Here is a 13,216-nt window from a genome sequence, read left to right on the forward strand (position 1 = left end):
CCAGATGTCTGGTCGTTAAATCCAGGAATGGCGAGCCGGCAAGGTGCCGTTCAGGTGGTAGCTGCCAACGGCGTGGTATTTCCAGCGCACCGGGTCATGCAGCGTGTGCACCCGGGCGTTGCGCCAGTGGCGGTCGAGGTTGAATTCGGCGAGGGTGGCGCGGCTGCCGGCCAGCTCGAACAGCTTTTCGCTGGCCTGCAGCGAAATTTCGGTGGTCAGCACTTTGGCTTCGGCCACGGCGATCGAGGCGCGGGCGGCGGACTCGGCGGTGAGCGGCGCGGCGCTGACCTGATCGAGCACCTGCCCGGCCTTGCGCAACAGGGCTTCGGCGGCGTGCAGTTCGATTTTCAGTTTGCCGATGTCGGCGATCACGTACAGGTCATCGCTGGCCCGTTCGACCTGGGCGTCGATCCATGGCCGGGCACGGGTTTTCACGAACTCGATGGCGTCGTCGATGGCGCCACGGGCGATACCGGCGTCGATGGCGGCTTGAATCAGCTGCGAGACGGCGCCCTGGGTATTGGGCTTTTCATTGATCTTCCAGTTGTCTACCACCTGCTCGGCATCGACCCGCACGTTGTTGAGCAAAATGGTGCCGCTGGCGGTGGTGCGCTGGCCGAAACCGGACCAGTCGTCGACGATACGCAAGCCCGGTGTGCCGCGAGGCACGAAGGCCAGTACTTGCTTGCCGTCGTCATTGAGCGCCTTGACCGCGACCCAATGTGCGAACAGCGCGCCAGTGGAGTAAAACTTCTGCCCGTTGAGGACATAACCATCGCCGTCGGCGGTGATGCGCGCCTTGAGTTCAAGGGTGTTTTTGCTGCCGCGTTCAGGGCCGGCATTGCCGATGCGCGAGCCATCGAGCACGCTTTTGAAGATCTGTTTTTTCTGCGCTTCGGTGGCGCTGCCGAGCACCAGGTTGAGGATGCCGAACTGGTTCTGCGGAATCTGTCCGAGGGCCGGGTCTGCCGCGGAAATGATCGCGAACACCTCGGCTATTGTGACGAACGAAACCTGCGGGCCACCGTACTCGCGCGGGATGGCAATGCTGCCCAGGCCGCTGCGGGTGAACTGTTCGATTTCCGACCATGGCAGCTTGCGCTGCTGGTCGCGTTTGGCGGCCTGCAGGCGGGCGACTTGCGCCAACGCGTGGGCGGCCTCGATGGCTTGTGCGTCGCTGTGCAACACCTGCGCGGGCAACAAACGGGGGGCGACGTCCAGATCACTCTGGACAATTGCATCTGCCAGACTGGACATCAGCGCCACTCCTTGGCTGCACGCAATGCCCTGGCGATCTGCACTGGGGTGATTGTGTTCCGGACCATACCTACCTCGCATCTCATGGAAACGCCGCGGTGTGCGGCGAACGAAAACAAGAATGTCCGGTGGTCCGGTGTATATACCCTAAGCGTTTATAAATAAGTTTTGAACTAACTTTTAGGAATATAGATAGAAGTGTGTCATCACGCACTGTTCATGGGGCAACAGTTGTTTCTGGGGCAACAGTTCAAGGCTGAATTTGGCTTTTTCCAGGCGCAAGGCTTGCCCGCGATAGCGCCCGCTAGATCGCTATCGCGGGCAAGCCTTGCTTCTACAGAAAAGCGCCGCGCAAGGAGCAAATTTCTCATCGCCTGCGGGGTTCGGCGGCTTTGAGGGGTTCTTTCTTCGGGACTTTGAGGTAAGGGTTGGCGCAACCAATCTTCAGCGTTCGCGCCGGCGCCCAGCGCGAGTTGTTGCCCACGCGGTCGAGGATGCAGTACGTCACTTCCAGGCGCAGGTCTTCGCCGGCTTCGAGGATGATCGCCGGCGGCACCCAGACCTGGATCGGTTGACCCACGTCGCTGGCTTTCAGCCGGGGCAGGTCCATGCGTACATCGCCCCAGCGCAGGGTGATTTCGTCGTCGACCGCCATGTTCATGTACGGCTCGATGGTGAGCGGCACACCCCGTTTGACCTGGCTCGGATTGACCCCCTGACGGCGAATCGTCTCGGGAATGCTCACCGGTGCCAGGCTCTGTATTTCGTCGCCATACAAGGCGCAGGGCTGGCCACCGGGGCAGTCGAGTTTGATCTGCACGTGGCGGGTGGCCGACATGACCGGACTTCGGCCCACCTGCATGACCCGGTAGTGGATGCCCGAACTGCCATTGGCGATGAAGCTCTCGGGCACGCGCAGCTGAACGGGGTGGCCGAGATCGGCGGATGTCAGCACCCGGGAAGTGACGTAGCAGTGATTCCAGAACAGTTCGATCAGGTCGCCTTCGTCCATTGCGGTGTAGGACGGCACCTGGATCAGCAGATGCGCGGCCGAGGTGATGTTGATGCCGGTCTTGTGGGATTGCGCCAGGGTCGGTGCCGCCAGCTCGGTTGTGTTCGAGGTAGTTGCCATTTAAGTCTCCTTGAAGTCTTGCAACGAAGTCCATTTCTTAAAAATCGGGAAAGTGAATTTCGAACAGCAAAACTGTTCATTACTTTTGAGTTGAAATAATGAGTGAGCGTGATGAGTGACGCCGGTGGGAGACTAGATACGAGTTCGCTTGAATAAGTGTCAATAGAGTTAGTTGGTTAAATACAAAATCATCTGTTATTCAGAAAGTTCCTACGCAGTGCAGTTAATAAACGCTATTGGTGCGTCGAAATTGACTATGAAGGCCAGAGTTCACGCGGCTTAAGGCCAAGGGGATGAGGTGGTTGGTGGCCTGGTCGTTCTTGGGCTACAGACGTATTGAGTCTGTTTCGGGATATATATATGTACCCGCGCGCTGACAAAAAGCAGTCTATTGTTTGTGCGGTTTATTTGTGTGTGAATGGGGTGCTGATTGAGGGGTGCAACTTCCTTCCTTGGAAGTTGGCGATTGTTGCGAGGGTTTTTAGTTGTGTGAGTTGTTCAGAAACTTGCTGAGAAATTGTTTCGTGCGTTCTTCTTTAGGGTGGGCAAACAGCGCCTTTGCTTCGCCTTGTTCGACGATCACGCCCTTGTCGAAAAACACCACGCGATTGGCCACGTCGCGGGCGAAGCCCATTTCGTGGGTGACGATGACCATGGTGCGTTTTTCCTCGGCCAGGCTGCGAATGGTCGAGAGCACTTCGCCTACCAGCTCCGGGTCGAGCGCCGAGGTTGGTTCGTCGAACAGGATCACTTCAGGTTCCATCGCCAGCGCACGGGCAATGGCCACGCGTTGTTGCTGACCGCCCGAAAGGCGGCGCGGATAAGCGTCTTCCTTGCCCGCCAGGCCGACCCTGGCCAACAGCTTTTTACCCAGGGCAACGGCGTCGGCGTGCGGGACCTTCTTGACGATGATCGGGCCTTCGATGACGTTTTCCAGGGCGGTGCGATGGGGGAACAGGTTGAAGTTCTGGAACACGAAGCCCACGTGCTGGCGCAAGCGGCGCACCAGGCTCTGCTGCTGGTTCAACGGGCGGCTGGTATCGATCTCGATGTCGCCGACCTTGATCCGGCCGCTGGTGGGTTCTTCCAGGAAGTTCAGGCAACGCAGGAACGTGGTCTTGCCCGAGCCGCTCGGCCCGATGATCGCCACGACCTCACCTTCCTTCACTTGCAGATCGATGCCGTTGAGCACGACTTGACCCTTGAACTGCTTTGTCAGTTTTTCCACGACAATCATGGGGTCAGGACTCCTGGTCGTGCCGATTGACCCGTGCTTCCAGCTGGTTCTGCAGGTGCGACAGCACCGTGGCCAGAATCCAGTAGATCAGCGCGGCGGCCAGATACATGGTGAACACTTCGAAGGTACGGGCGGTAATCAGCTGCGCCTGACGGAACAGCTCCGGCACCTGGATGGTGGCTGCCAGGGCGGTGTCCTTGACCAGTGAAATGAAGCTGTTGCCCAGCGGCGGCAATGCGGTGCGCATCGCCTGCGGCAGGATGGCCCGGCGCAGGGTCTGCGCACGGGTCATGCCGATACTGGCAGCCGCTTCCCACTGGCCGCGCTCGATGGAACTGATCGCGGCGCGCAGGATTTCACAGGCGTAGGCGGCCATGTTCAGCGAGAAGCCGATCATGGCCGCCGGCAGCGGGTCGAGTTCCATGCCCAATTGCGGCAAGCCGTAATAGATCACGAACAGTTGCACCAGCAACGGCGTGCCGCGAAAGAACGACACGTAGATGCGGGCGAGCCAGCTCACCAGTTTGAAGCGCGACAGGCGCATCAGTGCCAGGCCGAAGCCCATCACCAGGCCGAAGAACATCCCGCCCAGGCTCAAGATGACCGTGTAGTAGGCCCCCTTGAGCAGGAAGGGCAGGGAGTCCAGTGCGAGTTGAAAAGCTTCTTCCATTATTGAGTGACGTCAGCGCTGAAGTATTTTTCCGAAAGCTTTTTCAGCGTACCGTCGGCGCGCAGCTTGTCGATGGCTTTGTTCACGGCGGCCAACAGCTCAGGCTCGCCTTTGCGCAGGGCAATGCCGGCTTCCTGGCGCGAGAACGCTTCGCCGGCGGCAGAAGTGTCCTTGGCTTTCTTGGCGTATTCCAGCGCGGCGAGGCGGTCGATCAGGATGGCGTCGATACGGCCGACACGCAGGTCCTGGAACTTGGTCGGGTCATCTTCGTAGGTACGGACGTCAGCCTTGGGCACATTCTCTTTCACCCACGCTTCGTAGTTGGTGCCCAGGCCTACGCCGACTTTCTTGCCGGCCAGGTCGGCGGCGGTCTTGATGGTGTCCTTGTTCTTGGTCAGGGTCAGCGCCTGAATCCCGGAAACGGTGTAAGGCTCGGAGAAGTCATACTTCTTCTTGCGCTCTTCGGAGATGGTCACCTGGTTGATCACGGCGTCCAGACGCTTGGACTCCAGCGCCGCGAGGATGCCGTCCCATTTGGTCGGTTGCAGTTTGACCTTGACGCCCAGCTCTTTGGCCAGGGCTTCGGAGAACTCGACTTCGAAGCCGGTCAATTTGCCGTCGGCGTCGACGAAACTGAACGGCGGGTAGGTGCCTTCCAGACCGACGTTGATCACGCCAGCGTCCTTGATTTTTTGCAGTTGCTCACCGGCAACCGCTTGTCCCAGCAGGCCGACGCCCAGCGCCAGGCCCAGCGAACCCACCAGCAGATTTCGACGTAGTACGGAAAAATTCATGACAAGCCCCTATGGTTTCTTATGGAAGACGCTTCAGGAAAGTTGGCGAATTCGGGATTTGAGCGACTGCGTTATCCTGCCCTAAAGCAGCGTATGCGTCTTGCTGCAAATTCGCCTGGGGTATGACTATATGATGGCGTTATTAGATTAGAAAATAATCAATAATATTTTTGTTATTCCATAAAGGAATAATAGGTGGGCTACTGTTATTCGATTGGGATTGCCGTTCAACCGTAATGGGGGGCGCTTCGCACCCCCACCGTCCCGACAAGGTCCCTCGCCTCAGGGTCAGTCAGTCAGAAATGCTGTGTAGGCAAACAACGCCGGCGCCCCACCGGTGTGCAGGAAGATGATCGGGCCTTCGTCGAAGCGTTGACGACCGATGCCATCCAGTAACCCGGCCATGGCTTTGCCGGTGTAGACCGGGTCGAGCAGCAGGCCTTCCTGACTCGCCATCAGCTTGACCGCCGCCAGTGTCCCGGCATTTGGTTCGCCGTAACGCGGCGCGAAATACTCGTCCCACAACTCGACCTTGAAGCTCTTCGGCAGGCTCACGCCCAGCAACTCGGCGGTGCGCTCGGCCAGGCCCTGCACCTTCGGCCGCTGGTCCTCATCGCTGCGGGAGACCGTGACGCCAATAACTGGCAAATCCGGCAGTGCTTCACTCAGGGCCAATGCCAGGCCGCTGTGGGTTCCGGCGCTGCCGGAGGCCAGCACCACGGCGGCGAAATTCAGGCCGGTGTCCTTGATCTGTTCCGCCAGTTCCAACCCGGCACGCACATAACCCAGGGCACCCAGCGCATTGGAGCCGCCAATCGGCACCAGATACGGTTTTTTGCCATTGCTGCGCAAGCGAGCGGCCAGGGCGTGCAATTGCTCGTCGGCATTGTCGAGGTTTTCCACCTGTTCGACCTTGGCATCGAACAGGTCCAGCAACAGCCGATTGCCATTGCCGAGGTAGTTGGCGTCGTCGGTGCCGAGGGGATTTTCCAACAGCGCTACACAGCCCAGGCCCAGTTTGGCGGCAATGGCGGCGGTCTGGCGCACATGGTTGGACTGAATCGCGCCTGCGGTGATCAAGGTGTCGGCACCTTGCGCCAGGGCATCGGCGGCCAGGTACTCGAGTTTGCGCAGCTTGTTGCCGCCCATGGCCAAGGGTGTCAGGTCATCGCGTTTGACATAGACGTCGCGCCCTAGCCAGGTCGACAGGCGTTCGAGTTTTTCCAGGGCGGTGGGCTGACCGAGCAGGTCGAGACGGTTAAAGCGAGCAAGCTGTTGTTTGATCGGCTCTTGATTGAACGGCTCTTGATTGAACATGGTTCCGTACTGGCGGTGGGAGATGTGTGGACTATAGGCACGCCTATTTGAAGGGGCAACCGCCAACCGCCGATCGCTTATAGCCAACGGTGCTTAACACAGCACAATTGGTTCTTAATTTGGCTTGCAGACCTTGCCGTAAAGTAATTGCCGGTGACGCGGCCAGACTGTCCGGCCGCTCGTGAGGAGTTTTTACCGTGAGTGAGCGTTCCAGCCATTGGCAATTGCAGAGCATCGTCAGCCAGCTGCGCACGGCACGTGACCAGTGGCGCGCGCAAAACGGCCGTGCCAGCACCGAGCAGGGAGGGCGCGAGTTGCCGTCCCGCGCCGCCATGGCGGAGATTCTCGAAGCCCTGTGCGGCGCGCTGTTTCCGATGCGCCTGGGGCCGGTGGACCTGCGCGAGGAAAGTGAAGACTTCTACGTCGGCCATACCCTCGACGTCGCCTTGAACGCCTTGCTGGCTCAGGCACGGCTCGAATTGCGCTATGCCGCGCGCCACAGCGCCCAGGTCGACACCGAGGTCGAGGCCAGGACCCTCCAGATCATCCAGGACTTCGCCCTCGCGTTGCCGGGGTTGCGCAGCCTGCTGGACACCGACGTTCTGGCCGCCTATCACGGTGACCCGGCGGCGCGCAGCGTCGATGAAGTATTGCTGTGCTACCCGGGGATTCTGGCGGTGATTCACCATCGCCTGGCCCACCATTTGTATCGCGCCGGGTTGCCGTTGCTGGCGCGGATCAGTGCGGAAATCGCCCACTCGGCCACCGGCATCGACATTCACCCCGGCGCGCAGATCGGCCGCAGTTTCTTCATCGACCACGGGACAGGCGTGGTGATCGGCGAGACGGCCATCATTGGCGAGCGCGTACGGATTTATCAGGCCGTGACCCTCGGCGCCAAGCGCTTCCCGGCGGACGAAGACGGTCAGCTGCAGAAGGGCCAGCCGCGTCACCCGATTGTCGAGGATGACGTGGTGATCTACGCCGGCGCGACGATTCTGGGGCGGATCACCATCGGCAAGGGGTCGACCATTGGCGGCAACGTCTGGCTGACCCGCAGCGTGCCGGCGGGCAGCAACGTGACTCAGGCGAATCTGCAGCATGACGATGGGGCGCAGAAGTAATTCCAGAAAGCCTGGCTGACTGACAGGCCCTCATCGCGGGCAAGCTGGCTCCCACAGGATTCTCGGGTGTTCACTGTCATGGTGTTCACTGAAGATCCACTGTAGGGGCGAGCTTGCTCGCGATTGGATTTCATGCCAAATCGAGCTAACGGCTTTGATTTAATCCTGCCTCATACCCTTCCTTGAACGGGCACATGAAAACGACCGCCGAGCCCTGCGATTAGTCCTTAGCACCCTATCCATGTTTAAATTGAACGTTCATTCAAGTTAAACCGGTGGTTCGCCGCCCGCTCACAACAGGAGGCTTGCCTTTGCTGAGTCCGATTTCTACAGCCACGTTTTACCCCGTCGAGGTGCACCGTTCATGAGTGCATCGTCCCTTCCTCCAAGCGGCCTGGTCCGCATGAATCCGCCGGTGTTTTACTTCGCGGCGAGTTTCATTCTGTTGTTCGGCGTCGTGGTCATCGCCCTGCCCGAACAGGCCGGTGCCTGGTTGCTGGCGGCGCAAAACTGGGCGGCCAACACGGTCGGCTGGTACTACATGCTGGCGATGACGCTGTATCTGGTCTTCGTGGTGGTCACCGCCTTGTCCGGCTACGGCAAGATCAAGCTCGGTGCCGACCACGACGAGCCCGAGTTCAGCTACCTGTCCTGGGCGGGCATGTTGTTCGCCGCCGGCATCAGCATCACCCTGTTTTTCTTCTGTGTGTCCGAACCGCTGACCCACATGCTGCAGCCACCCCAGGGCGAGGCCGGCACGGCGGACGCGGCGCGTCAGGCGATGCAGATTCTGTTCCTGCACTGGGGCCTGCACGGCTGGGGAGTGTTCGCTTTCGTGGGCATGGCGCTGGCCTATTTCGCCTACCGCCATAACCTGCCGCTGGCCCTGCGTTCGGCGCTGTATCCGCTGATTGGCAAGCGCATCAACGGGCCGATCGGCTACGCGGTGGATGGCTTCGGCATCATCGCCACGGTGTTCGGTCTCGGTGCGGACATGGGCTTTGGGGTACTGCACCTCAACTCGGGCCTGGACTACCTGTTCGGCATCGCCCACACCCAGTGGATTCAGGTCGGCCTGATCACGCTGATGATGGGGGCGGCGATCATCGTTGCCGTCTCCGGCGTCGACAAGGGCGTGCGGGTCATGTCCGACATCAACATGCTGCTGGCCTGCGCGTTGCTGCTGTTCGTGTTGTTCGCCGGCCCGACGCAGCATCTGCTCAATACCTTGATCCAGAATATCGGCGACTACCTCGGCGCCTTGCCGATGAAGAGTTTCGACCTGTATGCCTACGACAAACCCAGCGACTGGCTCGGCGGCTGGACGGTGTTCTATTGGGCCTGGTGGATTGCGTGGTCGCCGTTCGTGGGCTTGTTCATCGCGCGGATTTCCCGTGGCCGCACCATCCGCGAATTCGTCTTCGGCGTACTGCTGATCCCGCTCGGTTTCACCCTGGCGTGGATGTCGATCTTCGGCAACAGCGCCATCGATCAAGTGCTCAACCATGGCATGAGTGCGCTGGGCATGTCAGCCATCGATAACCCGTCGATGACCCTTTACCTGCTGCTGGAAACCTACCCGTGGAGCAAGACCGTGATTGCGGTCACGGTGTTCATCAGCTTCGTGTTCTTCGTCACCTCGGCCGACTCCGGCACGGTGGTGTTGTCGACGCTGTCCGCCAAGGGCGGTAATCCGGATGAAGACGGGCCGAAATGGCTGCGGGTGTTCTGGGGCGCGATGACCGCGCTGGTGACCAGTGCGCTGCTGTTCTCCGGCAGCATCGATGCGCTGAAGTCGGCGGTGGTGCTGACTTCGCTGCCGTTCTCGCTGATTTTGCTGTTGATGATGTGGGGGCTGCACAAAGCGTTTTATCTCGAATCGCAAAAGCAGATCGCACAGTTGCATTCCCTGGCGCCGGTGTCCGGCTCGCGGCGTGGCGGTTGGCGTCAGCGCTTGAGCCAGGCGGTGCATTTCCCGTCGCGGGACGAGGTCTATCGCTTCCTCGATTCGACGGTGCGCCCGGCCATTGAAGAAGTCTCGGCGGTGTTCGTCGAAAAGGGCCTGAAGGTCGTCACGCAGCCGGACCCGGCCAATGACAACGTCAGCCTGGAAATCGGTCACGGTGACGAGCATCCGTTTATCTATCAGGTGCAGATGCGTGGCTATTTCACGCCGTCATTTGCCCGTGGCGGCATGGGCTCCAAGGAGCTCAACAACCGTCGTTATTACCGGGCCGAAGTGCATTTGAGCGAGGGCAGTCAGAACTACGATCTGGTGGGCTACACCAAGGAGCAGATCATCAACGACATCCTTGATCAGTACGAGCGGCACATGCAGTTCCTGCATCTGGTGCGTTGATCGGGGGCTCAGGGTTCGCTGCTCAGCACCATGAACAACACCAGCGCCGCCACCGGGACGCTGAACACCACGGTGCCGACCACCACTTCGGTGCTCAATGGCTGGCCGGCGTGAACCATGCCGACCGCGGAATTGATCAGTGTGAGCGCCAGCCACAGCGCGACAAAGCCGTAGGCCAGGGTCTGGCGGGTGAAGCCGATTTTCTCGCCGATGAACAGCATCAGCGCCAGGAGGATCAGGCCGAAGGTGATGATGATGGTGGTGTGCATCGGGTATTTCCTCCAGTGGTGTGCTGCTTTTGAGTCGAGCCTGCCTCCACAGCAGCTTAAACCAACCCACCATTGACCCGCAGTATCTGCCCATTGACCCAAGACGAATCCGGCCCGGCCAGAAACGACACCACTCGGGCAATATCTTCCGGCTGGCCCAAGCGCTCCAGTGGCGCCATTTTGGCGAAGGTCTGGATCTGCTCTTCGCTCTTGCCGTGCAGGAACAGGTCAGTCGCCACCGGGCCCGGTGCCACCGCATTGACGGTGATGTTGCGACCGCGCATTTCCTTGGCGAACACTTGGGTCAGGGATTCCACCGCCGCTTTGCTGGCGATGTACACGGCGTAACCCGGCAGGTTCAGGCCGACGGTGCTGCTGGAGAAGTTGATGATCCGCCCGCCGTCGTTCAGGCGCGTGGCCGCCTCACGCAGGGTGTTGAAGGTGCCGCGCGCGTGGATGTTGAAGGTCTGCTCGAACAGTTCATCACTGTGTTGCGCCAACGGCATGACCTTGAGAATGCCGGCGTTGTTGACCAGTACATCAACCTTGCCCAGCTGTGTTTCGGTCTCATCGAACATCCGGCGCACGTCCTCGGCGTTGGCCACATCCGCCTTGATCGCGATGGCCTGATGGCCGGCCTGACGCAATTCCACCACCCGTTTTGACGCTTCGGTGGCGCTGTTGGCGTAGTTGATGGCGACGGCAAAACCTTCGCCGGCCAGCTGTTTGGCGATGACCGCGCCGATGCCGCGGGAGGCGCCGGTCACGATGGCAACTTTCGAAGTCTGGGTAGTCATGGCGAGGGTTCCTGTTGATGGGGGAGTGGCGCCAATTTCACATGTTTACTCAGGCCGATAAATGCACGAGAGTTGCCTTGACTGTTCAATAATCGCCAACAATCGAGCGTCAGGAGTTCAGCGTGGATCAAGTCAAAGCGATGAAGGTGTTCGTGCGTATCTATGAGCGCAGCAGCTTCACCCTGGCGGCGGATGACCTGAACCTGCCGCGCGCGACCCTGACCCACACGCTGAACCAATTCGAAGCCTGGCTGGGAACGCGGTTGCTGGAGCGCAGTACGCGCAAGGTACGGCCGACGCTGGATGGCGAGGCCTACTACCCGCGTTGCGTGCAATTGCTGGCGGAGCTGGAAGAGGCTGAGCTGGCGTTTCGCGGCGTGGCGCCCAAAGGCCGCTTGCGGGTCGACCTGCACGGCACTTTGGCCAGGCACTTCGTGATCCCGGCCCTGCCGCCATTCATGGCGCGATACCCGGACATCGAACTGTCGATCAGCGAGGCCGACCGTTTTGTCGACCTGATCGCCGAAGGCGTCGACTGCGTGCTGCGCGCCGGCACGTTGAGCGACTCGACCCTGATCGGCAAACGCGTCGCCAGCCTGCGCCAGATCACCTGCGCCAGCCCGGCCTACCTGCGCCAATACGGCGAACCGCAAAGTCTCGATGACCTGAAAAACCACAGGGCGGTGAACTACGTTTCCCGCACCACCGCCAAGTTGTTCCCGTTCGAATTCATGGTCGATGGCGAGCTCAAGGAAGTGGCCATCGAGGGCGGCATTTCGGTGTTTGGCGCAGAAATCTACGCCGCCTCGGCGATTGCGGGGCTGGGGCTTATCCAGTGCCCGCACTACCGGATGGAAACGCAAATCGCCCAGGGCCTGGTGAAGGAAGTCCTCACCGAGACACCACCGCCGCCGATGCCGGTGTCAGTGCTTTATCCCCACAACCGCCACCTGTCGCCACGGGTTCGTGTGTTTGTGGATTGGTTGGGGGAGGTGTTTGCGGGGGCGAGGTAACGATCAAAAGATCGTCGCCTGCGGTCGTCGTCACAATGCTGATGATGAAATATGTGAAACGTTTCAGCTATTCACCGAATCCGGGGTTTATTGGCGTTTGTCTGGGCGTATGCTGGGCAACTGGCGAAGCAGTCGATACCAGATTCAAGACAGACAAGAGAGGATTCGATGACTTACACCGCTGCCGAAAACCGCTATGACTCCATTCCTTACCGCCGCGTGGGCCGCAGCGGGCTGGTGCTGCCGGCGCTGTCCCTGGGCCTGTGGCACAACTTCGGCGACAGCACGCCGATCGATACCCAGCGTGCGTTGTTGCGCACCGCGTTCGACCTGGGCATTAACCATTTCGACCTGGCCAACAACTACGGCCCGCCGTACGGCAGCGCCGAGATCAACTTCGGGCGTTTGCTGCGTGAAGACTTCAAGCAATACCGCGATGAGCTGATCATCTCCAGCAAGGCCGGTTGGGACATGTGGCCGGGGCCTTACGGCCAGGGCGGCGGTTCGCGCAAGTACGTGCTGGCCAGCCTCGACCAGAGCCTGCAGCGCCTGGGCGTGGACTACGTGGACATTTTCTACTCGCACCGTTTCGACCCGGACACCCCGCTGGAAGAAACCGCCAGCGCACTGGCCACCGCGGTGCAACAGGGTAAGGCGCTGTACATCGGTATCTCGTCCTATTCCGGGGTGAAGACCCGCGAAATGGCGGCGCTGCTCAAAGAGTGGAAAGTGCCGCTGCTGATCCATCAACCGGCGTACAACCTGCTCAATCGCTGGGTGGAAAAAGACCTGCTTGATACCACCGACGAACTCGGCACGGGCGTGATTGCTTTCACACCTCTGGCTCAGGGTTTGCTGACCGACAAGTACCTCAACGGCGTACCGGCGGATGCGCGGGTCAACCGTCCGGGCGGTGGTTCGTTGCAGGCCTCGCACCTGTCCGAGGCGAACATTGCCCATGTGCGTGCGCTCAACGAGATCGCCAAGCGTCGCGGTCAAAGTCTGGCGCAACTGGCCCTGGCCTGGACCCTGCGCGACCCGCGCGTGACCTCGGCGCTGATCGGTGCGAGCCGGCCGGAGCAGATTATCGAGAACGTCGGGGCCTTGAAGAACTTGAGTTTCAGTGAACAGGAACTGGCAGAGATCGACCGGTTTGCCCAGGAGGGCGGGATCAATTTGTGGGAGAAGCCTTCGACGGCTGAGTAAGTGTTCGGGCGCCAGGTTTTTCGGCGCCTGTCCATTAACAT

At 60.3% G+C, this 13,216-nt stretch carries 12 protein-coding genes; 4 read left to right on the forward strand and 8 right to left on the reverse strand.

Translation table 11 applies throughout. The features are described from left to right. Positions 1–15 precede the first annotated feature (15 nt). The 6 genes from GQ39_RS26170 to GQ39_RS26195 all read right to left on the reverse strand — a co-directional run bounded on the left by GQ39_RS26170 (position 16) and on the right by GQ39_RS26195 (position 6,407). Complete coding sequence (locus tag GQ39_RS26170) at positions 16–1,257, reverse strand: SfnB family sulfur acquisition oxidoreductase (protein WP_047536174.1); 1,242 nt, start codon at positions 1,255–1,257, stop codon at positions 16–18. 367 nt (positions 1,258–1,624) lie between these two features. Beyond that, positions 1,625–2,389 (reverse strand): hypothetical protein, encoded by a 765-nt coding sequence (locus GQ39_RS26175; protein WP_047536176.1) that lies wholly within the window; start codon positions 2,387–2,389, stop codon positions 1,625–1,627. Positions 2,390–2,870: 481 nt separating this feature from the next. Continuing rightward, positions 2,871–3,626 carry an L-cystine ABC transporter ATP-binding protein TcyN gene (gene tcyN, locus GQ39_RS26180; RefSeq protein ID WP_047536178.1) on the reverse strand — a complete coding sequence of 252 codons (756 nt, stop codon included), beginning with the start codon at positions 3,624–3,626 and terminating at the stop codon, positions 2,871–2,873. A gap of 4 nt (positions 3,627–3,630) precedes the next feature. Further along, positions 3,631–4,296 carry a cystine ABC transporter permease gene (gene tcyL, locus GQ39_RS26185; protein WP_047536181.1) on the reverse strand — a complete coding sequence of 222 codons (666 nt, stop codon included), beginning with the start codon at positions 4,294–4,296 and terminating at the stop codon, positions 3,631–3,633. Further along, entirely contained in the window at positions 4,296–5,090 is a 795-nt protein-coding gene (gene tcyJ, locus GQ39_RS26190) for a cystine ABC transporter substrate-binding protein (RefSeq protein WP_047536184.1), read from the reverse strand. The genes tcyL and tcyJ overlap by 1 nt, the downstream gene beginning before the upstream one ends. A gap of 288 nt (positions 5,091–5,378) precedes the next feature. Continuing rightward, positions 5,379–6,407 (reverse strand): D-cysteine desulfhydrase, encoded by a 1,029-nt coding sequence (locus GQ39_RS26195; RefSeq protein WP_047536186.1) that lies wholly within the window; start codon positions 6,405–6,407, stop codon positions 5,379–5,381. Positions 6,408–6,604: 197 nt separating this feature from the next. Between GQ39_RS26195 and epsC the strand changes: the two genes are divergently transcribed. Further along, positions 6,605–7,531, forward strand: coding sequence for a serine O-acetyltransferase EpsC (epsC, locus tag GQ39_RS26200; protein ID WP_047536188.1), 927 nt, complete (start codon positions 6,605–6,607; stop codon positions 7,529–7,531). Positions 7,532–7,934: 403 nt separating this feature from the next. Next, positions 7,935–9,890 carry a choline transporter BetT gene (gene betT / locus GQ39_RS26205; RefSeq protein ID WP_167361840.1) on the forward strand — a complete coding sequence of 652 codons (1,956 nt, stop codon included), beginning with the start codon at positions 7,935–7,937 and terminating at the stop codon, positions 9,888–9,890. 8 nt (positions 9,891–9,898) lie between these two features. Here betT and GQ39_RS26210 read toward each other — a convergent pair whose 3' ends face one another. Then, positions 9,899–10,159 (reverse strand): hypothetical protein, encoded by a 261-nt coding sequence (locus GQ39_RS26210; protein WP_047536197.1) that lies wholly within the window; start codon positions 10,157–10,159, stop codon positions 9,899–9,901. A gap of 56 nt (positions 10,160–10,215) precedes the next feature. Beyond that, the gene (locus GQ39_RS26215; RefSeq protein ID WP_047536199.1) at positions 10,216–10,956 is read right to left on the reverse strand and encodes an SDR family oxidoreductase; all 741 of its coding nucleotides are present in this window, start codon (positions 10,954–10,956) and stop codon (positions 10,216–10,218) included. Positions 10,957–11,078: 122 nt separating this feature from the next. On the opposite strand from GQ39_RS26215, the gene GQ39_RS26220 reads away from it, so the two are divergent. Both GQ39_RS26220 and mgrA read left to right on the forward strand, forming a co-directional pair. Beyond that, positions 11,079–11,969: a LysR family transcriptional regulator gene (locus GQ39_RS26220; protein WP_047536208.1), complete on the forward strand. Its 891-nt coding sequence runs from the start codon at positions 11,079–11,081 to the stop codon at positions 11,967–11,969. Positions 11,970–12,137: 168 nt separating this feature from the next. Next, the gene (mgrA, locus tag GQ39_RS26225; RefSeq protein WP_047536211.1) at positions 12,138–13,175 is read left to right on the forward strand and encodes an L-glyceraldehyde 3-phosphate reductase; all 1,038 of its coding nucleotides are present in this window, start codon (positions 12,138–12,140) and stop codon (positions 13,173–13,175) included. The last annotated feature ends 41 nt before the right edge of the window (positions 13,176–13,216 follow it).

The sequence above is a fragment of the Pseudomonas sp. 11/12A genome (assembly GCF_000800055.1).
GTDB classification, from domain to species: domain Bacteria; phylum Pseudomonadota; class Gammaproteobacteria; order Pseudomonadales; family Pseudomonadaceae; genus Aquipseudomonas; species Aquipseudomonas mohnii.